The organism is Tenacibaculum profundi (assembly GCF_057162725.1).
In genome coordinates this window covers 2,747,423-2,770,250 of sequence record NZ_CM169894.1, presented here as the reverse complement: position 1 = coordinate 2,770,250, position 22,828 = coordinate 2,747,423, and the positions used below count along the sequence as shown (strand labels likewise).

The window sequence follows — 22,828 nt, the reverse complement described above, 5'->3', positions numbered from 1 at the left end:
TTCTTGTAATTCTTAAGATTGTGAGTTAAAAAAACATAGCCTTTTAATGTGTTCATTTTTAACCCAAAACACATTTAAAGAGCAGTTTTGACTAGAATTTAAAAATTATTATTAGATAAAGAAAAGTGGAAAATATTATGGTTAAAATAAGTCAATTTTCTATTGAAGAATAAAAAGGTATATTTTAACATATCAAAAAAAATCGAGTTAGCTAACTCGATATTATAATAAATAATAGGATTCATTATTTCCATATATTTATGTAGCACCCATGAAGTTTTTTAAAACAAAAAACAGTTAGAGATTAAAAACCTCTAACTGCAATTTTCTTAGCTAGGATACTTATTATTTATTTATTGCTTTTATGTTATCTGGGGCATTTGTTATAAAAAAATATGATCTTCTATTTTTTTCATGTTGCTTTTCTGAACAATCTGATAAACAGTCATTAAGTAACTGACTCTCACCGTACCCTATTGCGCTTTCTATTCGCTCAGGAGCTATCCCTCTTGACAAGATATAATCTCTTGTCGAATTAGCTCTTTTTTGTGATAGTGTTTTATTGTAATTCTTAGTTCCACGACTATCAGTGTGCGATTCAATACGGATGATCATGTTCGGGTGCGCTTTTAATACGCTAATAATATGCTCTAATTCATACTCTGCATCTGCTCGAATTGTATATAGGTCATAATCAAAATAAATAGGATTAATTACTATTTGATCTTCAACTATCAATGATTGTAAAGAAATATTTACATTCAGTGACTTCTTATCTTCATCAAGAGTTGACTGTTCCTTTTGCCCTTGCTTATAATCTGATTTTGAAGCCACTACTGTAAATTTTTGCTCACAATCAAGCTCCGTAAAATTATAGGTTCCATTGCTACCTGTAACTTGCTCTGAAACTGGTTCTCCTTTTCCATTGATTAAACGAACCGATGCGCCTGAAATAGGTGAACCTGTAGTTGCATCACTTATAACTCCATTAATTGTCTCTTTACATCGATAGATACGAAAACTATATATATCATCATCTCCTTTGCCCCCTTCTCTATTAGATGAAAAGTATCCTGCTTTTCGACCTTCATCTAATATAAAACCAAAATCATCCATTGGGCCATTTACTGGCGCACCTATGTTAATCGGGGCTCCATAATCTGATCCCTCAATGGTACTTTCAAAATTATCTAAAGCTCCCAACCCTAAATGACCATCTGAAGCAAAATATAAACGATTATTAGAACCTATATAAGGAAACATCTCTCTTCCTTCTGTATTAATTTTACTGCCTAAATTTTCTGGATCACCATAGCTTCCATCTGATAGAATCGAAACTTTGTATAAATCCGTTTCTCCAAACCCTCCTGGCATATCGGAAACAAAATAAAGTGTCTTTTCATCCAAACTTAAAGAAGGATGACCTGTTGAGTAATTATCATTATTAAATGGTAATTCTTCTACCGCTCCCCAACTTCCATCATTTTGTTTGTATCCTTTATAAATTTTCAATTTGGCTGTCTTACTCTTGTCTCCTGAAGTATTATCTCTTGTAAAATATATTATCGTCCCATCTTTGTTAAGAATTGCATTGGATTCATGAAGTTTACTACTTAAAGAAGTTACCTTCTCGGCAGAACCAACATCTAAGTTACCCTTATCTTGTAAAGGCTGTTCTAAAGACCTGTAAATATTCAAATAAGGTTGATTATTCCACTTATATAATTTCTTGTTTTCTGAGTCGGGTTGAGTCGAAGAAAAATAAAAATATCCATCATGAACGAATCCTCCAAAATCCGAATAACTTGTGTTAACGGCAATATTTTGAATATTAATATATGTTTTGGGTCGATTAGTATAATCTGAAAAATATTTTTTGTTTGCCTCTAACTCTAAAGCCCTGCTATCATCAGCTTTTAAACTTTTTAACTTTAGCAACCACTTATCTGAATCTGATGTCTTTCCGTTACTCTTCAGTACCTGTGAATAACGAAACAAATGTTCTGGTAAAGCTTTTTCTTCAAAATTATCAATTAAATCACTATATGACTTTTCAGCCTCACCAAATGACGAAATAAAATAATAAGAATCCGCCAGCCTGCTGATAACCTCATAAGAACGATCTCCTTTATCATAAAGTTGTTGATATAACTCCGCTGATTTAGTGTAAGCATACTCTTGAAAGTAACGGTCAGCCGCGTAACGTCGTTGACCATAACCACTAAAACATATACTTAATAATAGTATAACAATAATCCGTTTCATACTCTCCTGTTTTTGTAATCCTTATATTATATTAAAAAAATCTTGGTGACTTTACCGTTTGTGGCCTAAATAACTCATAGCGAAGCAAAACTTCATGAGTACCTGAATTATAATTACTATAATTCGATGTTGTTAAATCGTAAGCATAGCCTATATGCAATGGTCTAGTAATTTGAAATCCTAACAGTGCACTGATCGAATCATCCCAGCGCCATGCCAGACCTGCTCGAAACTTCTCATTAAATAAAAAGTTAGCAGATACATCTAATGAAAGTGGCGCCCCACTGACGACTTTGGTTAGTACAGCAGGCTTAAACTTTACACTTTCACTTAAATCGAAAACATACCCTGCTATAAAAAAGTAATGCATACGCTCTACAGCAACACTCCCACCAGCTAAAGTGTCATCGTAATGGTCTGTTCTTAAAATATTAGGAACAGCCAGACCTACATACCATTTATTCGTATAATAATAAATACCTGCACCTATCGTCGGTAAAAATCTATTAATAGGAGCTTCCAACTGTTCATCTCCCCTATCTCTATAGATTCCCTTGGTCCAGTCTATATTGAACAATCTTCCTCCTAGTTTTAAACCAAAAGATAAATTACCCACGTCAGAAGTTCTTACAGTATAAGATACATTCGCATCTATGTAAGTTTCACGAGAAGGTCCTATAACATCATTGGCTAAGTTTATACCCAAACCAACTCCGCTAAACCCCAATGGTGTATCATAACTTAAAGTGAAAGTTTGAGGAGCTCCATCAATACCGATCCATTGAGCTCTTCCTAGTAAATTAATAACACCATGCCCTTTAGAACCCGCGTAAGCAGGATTTACACTCATTGTATTAAACATATACTGTGTGTAATGTGGGTCTTGTTGCCCGTAAAGTTTAACACCAGCAACTAAAAGCCCCAGTATTATAAGGTTCTGTACTATCTTATTCATCTTTTTATACTTTTGATCTTCTTATCTTAATTATCTTGAATATCCTTACCTAGATCAGTTATCTTCAGTCTATTCTTCTCAATAAATGTTCTTAAAAGCCCGATTTACTTAAACTAAGGTAGTTCTTACTAAGTATTTTCTTATTGTAGATCGATTTTAGAGCCGTATCCTTAGATCAAATAACCTTGTTATTCGTTCAAAAGAATACTATCATAAACCATCACTATACATCTTATCTTAAATTTTTAGAGACTAAGTGTATTTGAAATCATGTACTAACAAATACACTTAAGTCTTAAATTTTAGCTGCTTTTTAAAGGATACAGCAACCTTAATTCTGAATTGGTTATTTTCTATTAATATAAATCCAGCCAACTTTTGGTTTTTCTCCATTTCCTAGGTCTAACACATAGTAATAGGTACCAGAGGGGAGTCCTTCATCAACCTGAACATTTACACGTCCATTAGACTCTCCTTTCCAAGAATTATCGTATTGACTTTTACTATATACCGTGTTACCCCACCTATTGAATATTTCTAATCTGTTATTAGGATAATTTTCCAAACAATTGATGATAAGTGTATCATTTAAACCATCATTATTCGGTGTAAATTCATTGTAAACAACTACACAACTATCTAAACCAACTGCATCTCCAAAGACTTCATCATTTAAATCTGCACTATCAGAGATACCGTCACCATCAGCATCTGTTCCACTATCTGGCATTACCCCTGAACCACCACTATTAGGATCAGTTGGATCGGTATCATTCTCATCTGTGTTATCTCCATCTCCAAAGTTGGCATCATCTTGATCTGCTTCATCACTTATTCCATCTCCATCGGCATCGTCAACTATGCCATCTCCATCATTATCAGGGCCATCAACCATTCCATCTCCATTTTTATCTTCATTTCCACCTTCGTTAACGTCGTTAACTCCATCATCATCACTATCTAGATCTTTATAGTCTGGAACGCCGTCACTATCTGAATCAACAGTATCACCTTCACCTCCTGAACCTTCTCCATGATTATCTGGATCTGAATCTACGCTATCTGATATACCATCTTCATCGACATCTGAACCACCAGTATCATTACTATCTATAACTCCATCATTATTAGTATCTGCGTCTTTATTACCATTTTCAATAACATCGTTGATACCATCATTGTCACTATCTAAATCTTTATAATCTGGAACACCATCACCATCAGTATCTGGTTCCTCGTTTTCATCTACCGAATCATCTGCTTGTCCATCGTTATTATCATCTTTATATCCATCATCATTCGAATCGATAACTCCATCTCCGTTAGTATCTTGATCACCATTTCCACCCTCATCTACATCTAGGACACCATCATTATCACTATCTAAATCTAAATTATTTGGAATTCCATCACCATCTAAATCGCCCTCACCTTCCTCTGCATCTGGAATACCATCGTTGTCATCATCTAAATCGAGACTATCTGGTACGCCATCTCCGTCGGTGTCTGATGAATCGCCAAAGCCATCTAAGCCATCTACTGAATCAGGTATTCCATCACCATCTGAATCTGTCCCACTATCTGTTACAGTACCGTCTCCTCCGCTATTAGGATCTGTTGGGTCAGTATCATTTTCATCCGTATTACCGTTATCTCCAAAATTAGAATCATCTTCATCAACTTCATCTTTTATACCATCACCATCAGTATCTGGGCCATCAACCATACCATTTCCATCTTCATCTTCATTACCTCCTTCAGTAATATCATTCACTCCATCATCATCACTATCTAGATCTTGATAATCTGGTACACCATCACCATCTGAATCAACAGTATCACCTTCACCTCCTGAACCTTCGCCAAAATCGTTTGGATTTACATCAGCATCTATACTATCAGAAATCCCATCACCATCGGTATCAGCTCCTCCTGTATCACTCGAATCGATTACGCCATCATTATTAGTATCCTGACTTCCATTTCCATTCTCAATCACATCATTGATACCATCATTATCACTATCTAAATCTTTGTAATCCGGTACTCCATCGTTATCTGTGTCAGGTTCTTCATCTGCATCCACTGAATTATCAGCTTGTCCATCATTATTATTATCAGTGTAGCCTGTATCATTAGAATCAATAACACCATCTCCATTAGTATCTTGATCGCCATTTCCTCCTTCATCTACATCAAGGATACCATCATTATCACTATCTAAATCTAAACTATTAGGGATACCATCATTATCTAAATCTTCTGTACCTTCTTCCACATCAGGGATACCATCGTTGTCATCATCTAAATCTGCTACATCTGGAATTCCATCTCCATCTGTATCAGTTGCATCACCAAATACAGTGTCATCCCCATCTACACTATCCGCAATTCCGTCACCATCGGCATCCGTACCACTGTCCGGAACGGTACCATCTCCTCCACTGTCAGGATCAGTAGGATCTGAATCATTAACATCTGTATTTCCTGAATCTCCAAAATTAGAATCATCTTCATCAACTTCGTCTTTTATTCCGTCACCATCAGTATCAGGACCATCAACCATACCGTTTCCATCTTCATCCTCATTACCACCTTCAGTAATGTCATTTACGCCATCGTCATCGCTGTCTAGATCTTGATAATTTGGTACAGTATCTCCATCTGAGTCAACAGTATCTCCCTCACCTCCTGGACCTTCACCTATGTTATTAGGGTCCAAATTACCATCTACACTATCCGAAATACCATCGCCATCGGTATCAGCTCCTCCTGTATCATTCGAATCGATTACACCATCGTTATTCGTATCAGAAGTACCGTTTCCATTTTCAATAACGTCATTAATGCCGTCATTATCACTATCCAAATCTTTATAGTCAGGTATACTATCATTATCCGTATCAGGCTCTTCATCTACATCCACTGAATTATCAGCCTGTCCATCATTATCATTATCGGTATAACCTGTATCATTCGAATCAATAACACCATCTTCATTAGTGTCTTGATCACCATTCCCTCCTTCATCTACATCTAAAATACCATCATTATCGCTATCCAAATCAAGGAAATCTGGAATATTATCCCCATCAGTATCATCTATACCTTCAACTACATCAGGTATGCCATCATTATCGTCATCAACATCAATAGAATTTGGTATTCCATCATTATCTGTATCCTGACACCAATCAGAAGTTCCATTACTATCTGCATCTGGACCTACTTCTTGGAAATCTGAAGTGCCGTTAGCATCACTATCAATTGGCGTTGTATAACCATCACTACCTGTAACCGTTCCATTAGTTAGATCAATTCCTGTCCCATCAACCTCACCATCTGCGGGTGTCGTATCGGTATAACCCGCCTCCACAGCATCGTTACAACCATCACCATCTGAGTCTATCTCCTGACTATCAGGTATTCCATCTCCATCTGAATCTATTGGTGTTGTACCCTCTAGAGCATCATCCATACCATCATTGTCTGCATCAACTCCATCAGACATTCCATCATTATTAGTATCAGCAGCTCCATTCCCTCCTTCAACAATATCGAAAATACCATCATTATCACTGTCTAAATCTAAATAATCTAAAATGCCATCGCCATCACTATCAGCTGTCCCTTCTTCTATATCAGAAATACCGTCATTATCATCATCTAAATCTTCTGCATCAACTACCCCATCGTTATCACTATCCTGACACCAATCCATCGTTCCATTACTATCTGTATCTGGACCCGCTTCTTGGTAGTCTGAAGTACTGTTAGCATCACTATCTGCAGGTGTTGTATAACCATCACTACCTGTAACAGTACCATTTGTTAAATCAATTCCTGTTCCATCAACAATTCCATCAGCAGGTGCTGTATCGGTATAACCTGCTTCTACAGCATCGTTACATCCATCACCATCTGAATCTATCTCCTGACTATCAAGTATCCCATCTCCATCTGAATCTATTGGTGTTGTACCCTCTAGAGCATCATCCATACCATCATTGTCTGCATCAACTCCATCAGACATTCCATCAGTATTAGTATCAGCAGCTCCATTCCCTCCTTCAACAATATCGAAAATACCATCATTATCACTATCTAAATCTAAATAATCTAAAATGCCATCGCCATCACTATCAGATGTACCTTCTTCTACATCAGAAATACCATCATTATCATCATCTAAATCTTCTGCATCAACTACTCCATCATTATCATTATCCTGACACCAATCCATCGTTCCATTACTATCTGTATCTGGACCTACTTCTTGGAAATCTGAAGTACCGTTAGCATCGCTATCAATTGGCGTTGTATAACCATCACTACCTGTAACAGTACCATTTGTTAAATCGAAACCTGATCCATCAACAATTCCATCAGCAGGTGCTGTATCGGTATAACCTGCTTCTACAGCATCGTTACATCCATCACCATCTGAGTCTATCTCCTGACTATCAAGTATTCCATCTCCATCTGAATCTATTGGTGTTGTACCCTCTAGAGCATCATCCATACCATCATTGTCTGCATCAACTCCATCAGACATTCCATCATTATTAGTATCAGCAGCTCCATTCCCTCCTTCAACAATATCGAAAATACCATCATTATCACTGTCTAAATCTAAATAATCTAAAATACCATCGCCATCACTATCAGATGTCCCTTCTTCTACATCAGAAATACCATCATTATCGTCATCTAAATCTTCTGCATCAACTACCCCATCGTTATCACTATCCTGACACCAATCCATCGTTCCATTACTATCTGTATCTGGACCCACTTCTTGGAAATCTGAAGTACCGTTAGCATCGCTATCAATTGGCGTTGTATAACCATCACTACCTGTAACAGTACCATTTGTTAAATCGAAACCTGATCCATCAACAATTCCATCAGCAGGTGCTGTATCGGTATAACCTGCTTCTACAGCATCGTTACATCCATCACCATCTGAGTCTATCTCCTGACTATCAAGTATTCCATCTCCATCTGAATCTATTGGTGTTGTACCCTCTAGAGCATCATCCATACCATCATTGTCTGCATCAACTCCATCAGACATTCCATCAGTATTAGTATCAGAAGCTCCATTCCCTCCTTCAACAATATCGAAAATACCATCATTATCACTGTCTAAATCTAAATAATCTAAAATACCATCGCCATCACTATCAGCTGTCCCTTCTTCTACATCAGAAATACCATCATTATCGTCATCTAAATCAATAGAATTTGGTATTCCATCATTATCTGTATCCTGACACCAATCCATAGTTCCATTACCATCTACATCTGGACCTACTTCTTGGAAATCTGAAGTACTGTTGGCATCACTATCTGCAGGTGTTGTATAACCATCACTACCTGTAACAGTACCATTTGTTAAATCAATTCCTGTTCCATCAACAATTCCATCAGCAGGTGCTGTATCGGTATAACCTGCTTCTACAGCATCGTTACATCCATCACCATCTGAATCTATCTCCTGACTATCAGGTATTCCATCTCCATCTGAATCTATTGGTGTTGTACCCTCTAGAGCATCATCCATACCATCATTGTCTGCATCAACTCCATCAGACATTCCATCAGTATTAGTATCAGAAGCTCCATTCCCTCCTTCAACAATATCGAAAATACCATCATTATCACTATCTAAATCTAAATAATCTAAAATGCCATCGCCATCACTATCAGCTGTCCCTTCTTCTATATCAGAAATACCGTCATTATCATCATCTAAATCTTCTGCATCAACTACCCCATCGTTATCACTATCCTGACACCAATCCATCGTTCCATTACTATCTGTATCTGGACCCGCTTCTTGGTAGTCTGAAATACTGTTAGCATCACTATCTGCAGGTGTTGTATAACCATCACTACCTGTAACAGTACCATTTGTTAAATCAATTCCTGATCCATCAACAATTCCATCAGCAGGTGCTGTATCGGTATAACCTGCCTCTACAGCATCGTTACATCCATCGTCATCTGAATCTATCTCCTGACTATCAGGTATTCCATCTCCATCTGAATCTATTGGTGTTGTACCCTCTAGAGCATCATCCATACCATCATTGTCTGCATCAACTCCATCAGACATTCCATCATTATTAGTATCAGCAGCTCCATTCCCTCCTTCAACAATATCGAAAATACCATCATTATCACTGTCTAAATCTAAATAATCTAAAATGCCATCGCCATCACTATCAGACGTCCCTTCTTCTATATCAGAAATACCGTCATTATCATCATCTAAATCTTCTGCATCAACTACCCCATCGTTATCACTATCCTGACACCAATCCATCGTTCCATTACTATCTGTATCTGGACCCACTTCTTGGTAGTCTGAAATACTGTTAGCATCGCTATCTTCAGGTGTTGTATAACCATCACTACCTGTAACAGTACCATTTGTTAAATCAATTCCTGATCCGTCAACAATTCCATCAGCAGGTGCTGCATCGGTATAACCTGCCTCTACAGCATCGTTACATCCATCGTCATCTGAATCTATCTCCTGAGTATCAAGCAATCCATCTCCATCTGAATCTATTGGTGTTGTACCCTCTAGAGCATCATCCATACCATCATTGTCTGCATCAACTCCATCAGACATTCCATCAGTATTAGTATCAGAAGCTCCATTCCCTCCTTCAACAATATCGAAAATACCATCATTATCACTATCTAAATCTAAATAATCTAAAATGCCATCGCCTTCTGAATCTATTGGTGTTGTACCCTCTAGAGCATCATCCATACCATCATTGTCTGCATCAACTCCATCAGACATTCCATCATTGTTTATATCAGCAACTTCATTCCCACCTTCAACAATATCGAAAATACCATCATTATCACTATCTAAATCTAAATAATCTAAAATGCCATCGCCATCACTATCAGATGTCCCTTCTTCTGCATCAGAAATACCATCATTATCGTCATCTAAATCAATAGAATTTGGTATTCCATCATTATCTGTATCCTGACACCAATCCATAGTTCCATTACCATCTACATCTGGACCTACTTCTTGGAAGTCTGAAGTACTGTTGGCATCACTATCTGCAGGTGTTGTATAACCATCACTACCTGTAACAGTACCATTTGTTAAATCAATTCCTGATCCATCAACAATTCCATCAGCAGGTGCTGTATCGGTATAACCTGCCTCTACAGCATCGTTACATCCATCACCATCTGAATCTATCTCCTGACTATCAAGTATTCCATCTCCATCTGAATCTATTGGTGTTGTACCCTCTAGAGCATCATCCATACCATCATTGTCTGCATCAACTCCATCAGACATTCCATCATTATTAGTATCAGCAGCTCCATTCCCTCCTTCAACAATATCGAAAATACCATCATTATCACTGTCTAAATCTAAATAATCTAAAATGCCATCGCCATCACTATCAGCTGTCCCTTCTTCTATATCAGAAATACCGTCATTATCATCATCTAAATCTTCTGCATCAACTACCCCATCGTTATCACTATCCTGACACCAATCCATCGTTCCATTACTATCTGTATCTGGACCCGCTTCTTGGTAGTCTGAAGTACTGTTAGCATCACTATCTGCAGGTGTTGTATAACCATCACTACCTGTAACAGTACCATTTGTTAAATCAATTCCTGATCCATCAACAATTCCATCAGCAGGTGCTGTATCGGTATAACCTGCTTCTACAGCATCGTTACATCCATCACCATCTGAATCTATCTCCTGACTATCAAGTATTCCATCTCCATCTGAATCTATTGGTGTTGTACCCTCTAGAGCATCATCCATACCATCATTGTCTGCATCAACTCCATCAGACATTCCATCATTATTAGTATCAGCAGCTCCATTCCCTCCTTCAACAATATCGAAAATACCATCATTATCACTGTCTAAATCTAAATAATCTAAAATACCGTCACCATCACTATCAGATGTTCCTTCTTCTATATCAGAAATACCGTCATTATCATCATCTAAATCTTCTGCATCAACTACTCCATCGTTATCACTATCCTGACACCAATCCATCGTTCCATTACTATCTGTATCTGGACCTACTTCTTGGAAATCTGAAGTACCGTTAGCATCGCTATCTGCAGGTGTTGTATAACCATCACTACCTGTAACAGTACCATTTGTTAAATCAATTCCTGTTCCATCAACAATTCCATCAGCAGGTGCTGTATCGGTATAACCTGCTTCTACAGCATCGTTACATCCATCACCATCTGAATCTATCTCCTGACTATCAAGCATTCCATCTCCATCTGAATCTATTGGTGTTGTACCCTCTAGAGCATCATCCATACCATCATTGTCTGCATCAACTCCATCAGACATTCCATCATTATTAGTATCAGCAGCTCCATTCCCTCCTTCAACAATATCGAAAATACCATCATTATCACTGTCTAAATCTAAATAATCTAAAATACCATCGCCATCACTATCAGCTGTCCCTTCTTCTATATCAGAAATACCGTCATTATCATCATCTAAATCTTCTGCATCAACTACTCCATCGTTATCACTATCCTGACACCAATCCATCGTTCCATTACTATCTGTATCTGGACCTACTTCTTGGAAATCTGAAGTACCGTTAGCATCGCTATCAATTGGCGTTGTATAACCATCACTACCTGTAACAGTACCATTTGTTAAATCGAAACCTGATCCATCAACAATTCCATCAGCAGGTGCTGTATCGGTATAACCTGCTTCTACAGCATCGTTACATCCATCACCATCTGAGTCTATCTCCTGACTATCAAGTATCCCATCTCCATCTGAATCTATTGGTGTTGTACCCTCTAGAGCATCATCCATACCATCATTGTCTGCATCAACTCCATCAGACATTCCATCATTATTAGTATCAGCAGCTCCATTCCCTCCTTCAACAATATCGAAAATACCATCATTATCACTGTCTAAATCTAAATAATCTAAAATACCATCGCCATCACTATCAGATGTCCCTTCTTCTACATCAGAAATACCATCATTATCGTCATCTAAATCAATAGAATTTGGTATTCCATCATTATCTGTATCCTGACACCAATCCATAGTTCCATTACCATCTACATCTGGACCCACTTCTTGGAAATCTGAAGTACTGTTGGCATCACTATCTGCAGGTGTTGTATAACCATCACTACCTGTAACAGTACCATTTGTTAAATCAATTCCTGATCCATCAACAATTCCATCAGCAGGTGCTGTATCGGTATAACCTGCTTCTACAGCATCGTTACATCCATCACCATCTGAATCTATCTCCTGACTATCAAGTATCCCATCTCCATCTGAATCTATTGGTGTTGTACCCTCTAGAGCATCATCCATACCATCATTGTCTGCATCAACTCCATCAGACATTCCATCATTATTAGTATCAGCAGCTCCATTCCCTCCTTCAACAATATCGAAAATACCATCATTATCACTGTCTAAATCTAAATAATCTAAAATGCCATCGCCATCACTATCAGCTGTCCCTTCTTCTATATCAGAAATACCGTCATTATCATCATCTAAATCTTCTGCATCAACTACCCCATCGTTATCACTATCCTGACACCAATCCATCGTTCCATTACTATCTGTATCTGGACCCGCTTCTTGGTAGTCTGAAGTACTGTTAGCATCACTATCTGCAGGTGTTGTATAACCATCACTACCTGTAACAGTACCATTTGTTAAATCAATTCCTGTTCCATCAACAATTCCATCAGCAGGTGCTGTATCGGTATAACCTGCTTCTACAGCATCGTTACATCCATCACCATCTGAATCTATCTCCTGACTATCAAGTATTCCATCTCCATCTGAATCTATTGGTGTTGTACCCTCTAGAGCATCATCCATACCATCATTGTCTGCATCAACTCCATCAGACATTCCATCATTATTAGTATCAGCAGCTCCATTCCCTCCTTCAACAATATCGAAAATACCATCATTATCACTGTCTAAATCTAAATAATCTAAAATACCGTCACCATCACTATCAGATGTTCCTTCTTCTATATCAGAAATACCGTCATTATCATCATCTAAATCTTCTGCATCAACTACTCCATCGTTATCACTATCCTGACACCAATCCATCGTTCCATTACTATCTGTATCTGGACCCGCTTCTTGGAAATCTGAAGTACCGTTAGCATCGCTATCAATTGGCGTTGTATAACCATCACTACCTGTAACAGTACCATTTGTTAAATCGAAACCTGATCCATCAACAATTCCATCAGCAGGTGCTGTATCGGTATAACCTGCTTCTACAGCATCGTTACATCCATCACCATCTGAGTCTATCTCCTGACTATCAAGTATTCCATCTCCATCTGAATCTATTGGTGTTGTACCCTCTAGAGCATCATCCATACCATCATTGTCTGCATCAACTCCATCAGACATTCCATCATTATTAGTATCAGCAGCTCCATTCCCTCCTTCAACAATATCGAAAATACCATCATTATCACTGTCTAAATCTAAATAATCTAAAATACCATCGCCATCACTATCAGATGTCCCTTCTTCTACATCAGAAATACCATCATTATCGTCATCTAAATCTTCTGCATCAACTACCCCATCGTTATCACTATCCTGACACCAATCCATCGTTCCATTACTATCTGTATCTGGACCCGCTTCTTGGTAGTCCGAAGTACTGTTAGCATCACTATCTGCAGGTGTTGTATAACCATCACTACCTGTAACAGTACCATTTGTTAAATCAATTCCTGTTCCATCAACAATTCCATCAGCAGGTGCTGTATCGGTATAACCTGCTTCTACAGCATCGTTACATCCATCACCATCTGAATCTATCTCCTGACTATCAAGTATCCCATCTCCATCTGAATCTATTGGTGTTGTACCCTCTAGAGCATCATCCATACCATCATTGTCTGCATCAACTCCATCAGACATTCCATCAGTATTAGTATCAGCAGCTCCATTCCCTCCTTCAACAATATCGAAAATACCATCATTATCACTATCTAAATCTAAATAATCTAAAATGCCATCGCCTTCTGAATCTATTGGTGTTGTACCCTCTAGAGCATCATCCATACCATCATTGTCTGCATCAACTCCATCAGACATTCCATCATTATTAGTATCAGCAGCTCCATTCCCTCCTTCAACAATATCGAAAATACCATCATTATCACTGTCTAAATCTAAATAATTTAAAATGCCATCGCCATCACTATCAGATGTCCCTTCTTCTACATCAGAAATACCATCATTATCGTCATCTAAATCAATAGAATTTGGTATTCCATCATTATCTGTATCCTGACACCAATCCATAGTTCCATTACCATCTACATCTGGACCTACTTCTTGGAAATCTGAAGTACTGTTGGCATCACTATCTGCAGGTGTTGTATAACCATCACTACCTGTAACAGTACCATTTGTTAAATCAATTCCTGATCCATCAACAATTCCATCAGCAGGTGCTGTATCGGTATAACCTGCTTCTACAGCATCGTTACATCCATCACCATCTGAATCTATCTCCTGACTATCAAGTATCCCATCTCCATCTGAATCTATTGGTGTTGTACCCTCTAGAGCATCATCCATACCATCATTGTCTGCATCAACTCCATCAGACATTCCATCATTATTAGTATCAGCAGCTCCATTCCCTCCTTCAACAATATCGAAAATACCATCATTATCACTGTCTAAATCTAAATAATCTAAAATGCCATCGCCATCACTATCAGCTGTCCCTTCTTCTATATCAGAAATACCGTCATTATCGTCATCTAAATCTTCTGCATCAACTACTCCATCGTTATCACTATCCTGACACCAATCCATCGTTCCATTACTATCTGTATCTGGACCCACTTCTTGGTAGTCTGAAGTACTGTTAGCATCACTATCTGCAGGTGTTGTATAACCATCACTACCTGTAACAGTACCATTTGTTAAATCGAAACCTGATCCATCAACAATTCCATCAGCAGGTGCTGTATCGGTATAACCTGCCTCTACAGCATCATTACATCCATCACCATCTGAGTCTATCTCTAAACTATCTGGAACATCATCTCCATCACTATCCGTTGGATCGGTACTCTCTGCCACATCATCAACTCCGTTATTATTAGCATCCACAAACAATCCATCACTAATATCGATATCTCCATCTCCATCGGTGTCTCTTGATCCGACACCACTTTCAATAACATCATAAATACCATCATTATCACTATCCAAATCTCTATAATTTGGCGTACCATCACCATCGGTATCTGGACAGAATTTTTCATCTACAGAAAATCTAAAACCTTCCATATTGGCACCACCAACAGCTTCAATCGTAAACTGTGTTGCTCCTGTAGGAAAGACAACGTACCATTGTAAATTATTGTTATTCCATGCTCCATTTCCTCTATCAGTAGATACTGTCTGGGTAAAACTCCCACCGTTATTAATGGCTAATTCTCCTCCAGTACTATTCACTATTTGGTTTCCTGCTGGATCAAATACTTTTGCATTGCCATCTCCACCAACCCACGATATAGTATAAGTATTAAACTTAGAACCAAAATCTGCAGAAAAATCAGAAGTGGTCTTATCTACAAATCCAAAAAGTTTTAATTGCAGGTCTGACCCGACCGGTAAACTATTTATCTCGAATGTCGCTGATAAATCCCAATCAGGACTATTCCCGTTATAAACGTAATATAGTTCATCATTATCTGTTGTGCCAGAGGACGCAACAACACCACCTGTTTGCGTCATCGTCCAATTAGCCACTCCATTTGAGTTTGGTAGGCTGAACGTACCTCCTGCCTGTGAGTCAAAAACAAAACTCGCTGGAGTTGTTTGACATTCATCTGAGTCTAAAATTCCATCATTATCACTATCGTCATCACATTGATCTACGATACCATCATTGTCAATATCTGTAAAACCAGAAACATTGACATCACAACATGTAGTACTATCATTGACATCTGTTACAGCAGAATTAGTAGCTTGCCCTACAGATTGATCAACATCGTTGGGTATTCCTGTCGTTAAATTAACCGAAGCAAAAACACCAGATGGGGCATTAGCAATAGTAAAAGTTCCGGCAGCCTCTAAAGCATCAAAACAACCATCATTATCACTATCGGTATCTAAATAATTAAATATTCCATCATTATCTGAGTCACACAACAACCTGAAACCAAAAGCAACAGCTTGAAGGCCTCCTTGGTTTATATTCACATTAATTTCCGTTGTATTCTTAGAAGCATAAATAGAGGTTCCTGTTTGGGTCTCATTAACAATTAAAGTTTTCGTTCCCTCACCACTAAAACCACCGGTTCCTCCTCCTCCTGACTCAACAAAACGCCAAACCTCTCCATTTGTAATAAAAATAGTATTTTCCTGAGCTCCTGCCGCGGTCTCTTCTGCGTCAAAAACCAATAATTCAAGAGGATATGGATTTCCTGATATAGTTGCTGTAAATGTTATTGTAAATGAAACGTCTGCACCATTAACACTTGAATAAAATGCTTCATTAGTTCCAGGTGTATCATATAAATTTTGAAACTTAGCTGCTGGAAAAGTACTTAAATCTTGAGACACGAAAGAAGAAGTGTCACCTACTGCATTTGATATAGTAGCAACTACTGTAACGCCATTAGAGAGATTAAAAGTTTGTGAATCCCCATCTTGAATTCCGTTTATAAAGTCTGCCCCATCCCAGTTAAAAATATAAAATTTATCTTGATTAACACCTAATCCTGATTCCGAATTTGCAACTTCTGGTTGATCACAATAAGCTTCGGAAACATCTAATATACCGTCATTATCATTATCTAAATCACATGAATTTGCAACACCATCACCGTCTGCATCATCAAAACCAGAAACTAATGGATCACAACAAGCTGAATTAGGGTCAGCATCTGTAACTGCCGCTTCTGTAGCTTGCCCTGCTCCTCCGTTAACAGTATTAGGAACTCCATTTGAATTTACATTATTGCTAGGAAAAGATCCTGAAGGCACGGCAGTATGGACAAACCCTCCTGAGGTTTCTAAAATATCATAACATCCATCACCATCACTATCTACATCTAAATGATCAAGAATTCCATCTCTATCTGTATCACATAGCCTTAGCTCTATAAAATACTGATTATTTCCATTTCCTCCGTTAGAAAACACCTCAACACTCTGAACGCCTGGGTTTTCTGAAGTCCACTCAAAAGGTTGACCGTTACTTGTTTCCGATCCTCCTGTAGGGTTTTCAGCAACAAATGTATTTCCTTGGCTTTTAAGCACAAAATCACCGACTAAACTAGTCGATGTAAATTTAAATCTTTCTCCATTAGTCGCTATAAATCCATCTTGACTCCCTTGAGCCAAAGCACCTGCATGTGCTACTTTCATATATGCCAAACTTGCATAAGGACCTGAGAAAGTAAAAGTAGCATTCCCTGTAGCATCATTGGCTTTCCATGCTCCCGCAGATGAGTTTACTGAAGCATTGGTTATTGTTACAAAAAGGCTACCTAACGGTAAATTAAAAACACCACTAACATCTTCATTGACGACATTATAACCAGTTTGGTTTGATGTTGGAGGATTACTGGATATATCTGCTGGTTTTAGTCTTACAAAAGCACATTCCTCGTCATCAAGAATTCCATCATTATCATCATCTAAATCACAGACGTCAGCCACATTATCTCCATCAAAATCAACTGCGCTAGAAACTGTAGAATCACAACACGCAGAACTATCTAAAGGGCTCGTCACAGCAGGTATTGTAGCTTGTCCTGAACCACCATTAACTGCAGTTGGCACTCCATTTGCATTGACACTTCCAACTGGAAAAGACCCATTTACTAATTGTCCGATGTTAAAAACTCCTTGCCCTGCCTCTAATGCATCATAACATCCATCATTATCACTATCTACATCTTGATGATCCGGTATACCATCTAAATCTGTATCTACTCCGGTACAAGCAGTTACCGCAAATTCTATACCATCTTGAGTTCCTGATCCTGGACCTGCTGGATCCATTGGAAAAGATAGTGTAAAGGTAGAAAGGGTACCATTAATTTGTACTGACCCTGCTGCCGTCCCACTAGGGTCATCTAATGTACTTTCAGCAACATGGTTCACACCCCCTGTACCTGCTCCTGAGTCTCTAGCAGTTGTGTTAGTAGTGCCAAAATCACTAGTCCCAGCTAGTTCATTCCATGTCAGCGGATTTCCATCTACAGTAGTCCCACTAAGTGTAACTAATGCAGAATTTTGTGTGTTATCACCATTTCTACCTCCAATCCTATCCATGTGCAATATAGGATTGGTAACCTCAACGGGCACCCCATTAATATCTTCAAAACCAACAATTAATGAATTTCCAAAATCAAAGACTCCACTTAAGGAAGGGGACCCCGCCCATGATGGGTCGGACCAAAAGTTCTGATTATTAAAGTTATTTGAAGACCATAAACTAGCATTGGTAACAGTTTTTGTAAACCTTACAACCACACCTCCTCCTAAATTATAAGTTGCTACATTAGAAGAAACTATTGTCCAAACTCCAGTTTGGGCCTGCACACTACACTGTCCTTCATTAACATCTAAAATACCATCATTATCATCATCTGAATCTTGAAAATTTGAGATACTATCACCATCTTTATCTTGGAGATTATGATTATATGACTTTATATTAAATTGCTTGACTTTATTTCCTCCTATTTCTAAATTCCAATCTCCATCAATACCAGTAATATTGGAAGATGCAGCTATATGTATATTTAAATTTTCTTTTAAAAATTTGACTGCATTATTCCCCTTTTCACCCGAGCCAAAATTACAACCATAAATACTAATCGACTCGATACTTTCTATATCAATATCTAAGTTTTGAAACCAATTAAGAATTCCTTTTTTATCAAGCCATTTACCATCAATCAAAAGTCTTCCTGGTTCTCCATGAGAAAAAATCAAAAATCTTTTATCATTTTTTTCGGAACATTCTGAAAGATTAGCTTCTTCATCAAAGAAGGATTTTATAATATTCTTATCCTTAATAGCATCATCAATAAAAAGTAAATTATGAATATTGTTAGTCAGTTTGTCAACTCCAGAACTGAATGAATTTACTTCATTGGATTTATTACTAAAACAAATCTCTCCTGATTTTATTAATAGAATAAAAATAAACAGCACTGTACTTAAACTATTTATTTTCAGACACGAAAAGTATTTTTTCTTCATAATCAAGGGGTAAAAATTATTTTTTAACTATACATCAAAGTTTTTGTTAAGCACAAAAACCAAAAAATCTTATGTAATAATGAAACCGGTGCACTCATGTGCAAAAAAAGAATACCACAACTTAGACACAACTACGAATTCAAAAAAAATAAATCACGCAATGTATTCAAGCAATTAAAAACAAATATGTTTTTAAAACACAGAAATATGATTCAAAGAATAACAGAATTGTCTTCAGAATTTTTCAGGTTTGGAATTTCTCATTTTAATAGGGGTTTTATTATATCTTTTATCAACAATTCTTCACTCTTAAAAAAGAATTATTGTGTATTTTAATATTTTATCTGAATAATTCTTCACTCTTAAAAAAGAATTATTGTTTATCTAAAGTTTTTCTTTTCAAAAACTTTAACTTTTCATTAACGCTAATATATGTAATTAACATAGATTAACAAATTTTTTTCTTATTAATTTCGACCAAACAAGTCGAAATTAACGTTTAGCAGTAACTGATAAAGCACGAACTACTTTATACTTCACGCTCAGCCTTTATTTCTTCATAAGCCTTTTGAATCTGCTCAAATTTTTTCTTTGCTTCTTTTATATGCTCCTCTCCTAAGCCTACTAATTTATCAGGATGATACTTTTTAACCATTCTTCGATAAGCCTTCTTTACCTCTCCATCGGTTGACTCTTTAGAGACTCCTAAAGTTGCGTAGGCATTTTCAGTTTTCAACAAAAAACTTGATTTAATTGAGTTGAAATCTCCTTCACCTACACGGAAATAAAAAGCTATTCTTGCTATCACTTCCTCTTCACTTACTTTTATTTCACCGTCTGAATAAGCAATTCCAAATAAAAAGTGAATTAACTGTAATCTAGACGAATGTGACATATACTTCCTTATTTGTAAGCAAACCTGCCTCAAAGAAACATCTCTTTTTACAATTCCATTAAAAAGTTTAAAAGCATTATTAGCTCTTTCTTTTCCATAAAGCCTAATAAAATAATGCCTTACAAAATCTAACTCTTTTTTATCTACATTTCCATCTGCCTTAATAACCAAAGATGAGAGGATAAGTAAACTAATTTCAAAATCACCCGAATGCGCATTATTTTTTGATCTGCTTTTATCATAACTACTTTTTTCTCGCTCTCTTTCCAAGTCTTCTATCGAAATTCCATCTATAAAACTCCCCACGACGAAGCCTACAACAGCCCCTATAGGACCTCCTAATGTGAATCCTGCACCAGCACCTAACCATTTAGCAAACTTACTCATGTATTTTTTTTGCAAATATACTATTATTTCATTTTCAAAAGATTAAACTTTTTACGCTTTTCAAAATGTTTATTTTTTTGAAACCCTACCAATAATAATAAGAAAAATTTATTTAAAATATTTAAAAAATAACAAAAAACTATCAAAAAAAACACTGTAAACAACCTTTTAAGAGTCCTAAAACAAAAATACATACAAATACATACCACACGTAAAAAGAACTCTAAAAACCGCCTAAAATAGTTTTTTTGTTTTTTCAATATGAATAAAAACAATTATCTTTGCACAAAACTTAATTTATGTATCCAGAAGAATTAGTAAAACCGATGAGAGATGAATTAATCGAAGTGGGTTTTAACGCTTTATATACTGCTGCTGATGTGGACAATGCATTGGCAAAAAAAGGAACTACCTTAGTCGTTGTTAATTCAGTTTGTGGTTGTGCTGCAGGAACAGCAAGACCAGGAGCTATGGCTTCGTTAGGAGCTGATAAAGTACCCGATAACTTAACCACTGTTTTTGCTGGTGTTGAAAAGGAATCAACCGCAAAAGCACGTGAATACATGATTCCTTTCCCTCCTTCTTCACCAGCAATCGCTTTATTTAAAGACGGAAAATTAGTCCATATGCTAGAACGTCATCATATTGAAGGAAGATCAGCGCAAGCTATTGCCCAAAATTTAGCCGCAGCGTATGATGAATACTGTTAAAAAATATTACGATCTATATTGATAGATAGATTGAATTCTTGAAATCCACTAATTTTAGTGGATTTTTTTATTTTTACTTAACAATAGAAATTAAATATTCTAATACCTTTGTTGAAATTTCAATTTGGAATAATTTCTATACACCTGAAATTAGCGTTCCCCATATAAATAAATTTATGACCAAAAAGTTTAAAATTGACGGTATAGATAAAATTATAATAAAACGACTTGTTAAGGATGCAAGAACACCTGTATTAAGTATTGCGCGCGAAGTTGGTATTTCTGGTGCAGCCATTCATCAACGACTAAGGAAACTGGAAGACTCTGACCTTATTGATGGCTATAGAATGACACTGAACCCCAAAAGTCTAGGTTACAATACAACCGCTTTCGTAGGGGTATTTTTAGATTCCTCAAGTTTATATTCATCTGCTATAAAAAGATTAAAAGAAATTCCCGAAATTGTTGAAAGCCATTATACAACTGGTAATTATGCTATTTTTATAAAAATAATGTGTAAAAACAACGAAGACCTAATGCACTTATTAAACAAAGACATTCAAACAATTAAAGGCGTTTCAAGAACAGAAACCTTTATCTCTTTAGACCAACAAATTAACAGACAAATTAAAATTTAAATGAACGATTTTATTTTTTACTTTAAAATGGGCCTTTATCATGTATTAGATCTTAAAGGCTATGATCACATTCTTTTTTTAATAGTACTTGCAGTCGTTTATCAGTTTAAACAATGGAAAAAAGTTTTATGGCTTATCACTCTATTCACAATTGGACACTCCATTACGCTAACTTTAGCTGTATTTGGTATCTTAAATGTTCGGTCTGATTGGATAGAATTCTTGATACCTTTAACTATATTCATAACAGGTTTAATGAATATTATGACTGCAAAAAAAGCTTCTGTAGGAAAGGAAAATCAAAATTTATTTTTCGCTTTATTTTTTGGCTTAATTCATGGATTAGGTTTTTCAAACTATTTTAAAATAATGATTGGAAAAACCAGTAGTAAACTAATACCTTTATTAGAGTTTGCTGTTGGGGTAGAAGCCGCACAAATTATAATAGTTGTTGGTATTTTACTTATTGGAACATTAGCTCAATCAATTTTAGGTGTAAATAGAAGAGATTGGATACTTGTAACTTCTTCAATTGTTGTTGGCTTTGCTTTACAAATGATGTTTAACCGGGTATTTTGGTAATTTGACTTTTACACAAAAGCTCTTTTAACTTAAAAACATAAACAATCTGTAAAACTGAACTTTACCATACTT

Annotated in this window: 7 protein-coding genes; 3 read left to right on the top strand and 4 right to left on the bottom strand. The window is 36.6% G+C overall.

What is annotated here, in order from left to right; genetic code table 11:
* Positions 1-345: 345 nt before the first annotated feature.
* The 4 genes from AC2GW8_RS11230 to AC2GW8_RS11215 form a co-directional block, all read right to left on the bottom strand.
* Positions 346-2,265 carry an OmpA family protein gene (locus AC2GW8_RS11230; RefSeq protein WP_440879963.1) on the bottom strand — a complete coding sequence of 640 codons (1,920 nt, stop codon included), beginning with the start codon at positions 2,263-2,265 and terminating at the stop codon, positions 346-348.
* Positions 2,266-2,296: 31 nt separating this feature from the next.
* A complete protein-coding gene (locus AC2GW8_RS11225; RefSeq protein WP_440879962.1) occupies positions 2,297-3,220 on the bottom strand; it encodes a PorP/SprF family type IX secretion system membrane protein in 924 nt (307 codons plus the stop codon).
* A 346-nt stretch (positions 3,221-3,566) separates the two neighbouring features.
* Complete coding sequence (locus AC2GW8_RS11220; protein ID WP_440879961.1) at positions 3,567-19,544, bottom strand: T9SS type B sorting domain-containing protein; 15,978 nt, start codon at positions 19,542-19,544, stop codon at positions 3,567-3,569.
* A gap of 529 nt (positions 19,545-20,073) precedes the next feature.
* Positions 20,074-20,826, bottom strand: coding sequence for a TerB family tellurite resistance protein (locus tag AC2GW8_RS11215; protein ID WP_440879960.1), 753 nt, complete (start codon positions 20,824-20,826; stop codon positions 20,074-20,076).
* A 299-nt stretch (positions 20,827-21,125) separates the two neighbouring features.
* On the opposite strand from AC2GW8_RS11215, the gene AC2GW8_RS11210 reads away from it, so the two are divergent.
* The 3 genes from AC2GW8_RS11210 to AC2GW8_RS11200 all read left to right on the top strand — a co-directional run bounded on the left by AC2GW8_RS11210 (position 21,126) and on the right by AC2GW8_RS11200 (position 22,756).
* Entirely contained in the window at positions 21,126-21,536 is a 411-nt protein-coding gene (locus AC2GW8_RS11210) for a BrxA/BrxB family bacilliredoxin (protein WP_440879959.1), read from the top strand.
* A 176-nt stretch (positions 21,537-21,712) separates the two neighbouring features.
* Entirely contained in the window at positions 21,713-22,174 is a 462-nt protein-coding gene (locus AC2GW8_RS11205) for an Lrp/AsnC ligand binding domain-containing protein (RefSeq protein ID WP_440879958.1), read from the top strand.
* Positions 22,175-22,756 carry a HupE/UreJ family protein gene (locus AC2GW8_RS11200; protein ID WP_440879957.1) on the top strand — a complete coding sequence of 194 codons (582 nt, stop codon included), beginning with the start codon at positions 22,175-22,177 and terminating at the stop codon, positions 22,754-22,756.
* The last annotated feature ends 72 nt before the right edge of the window (positions 22,757-22,828 follow it).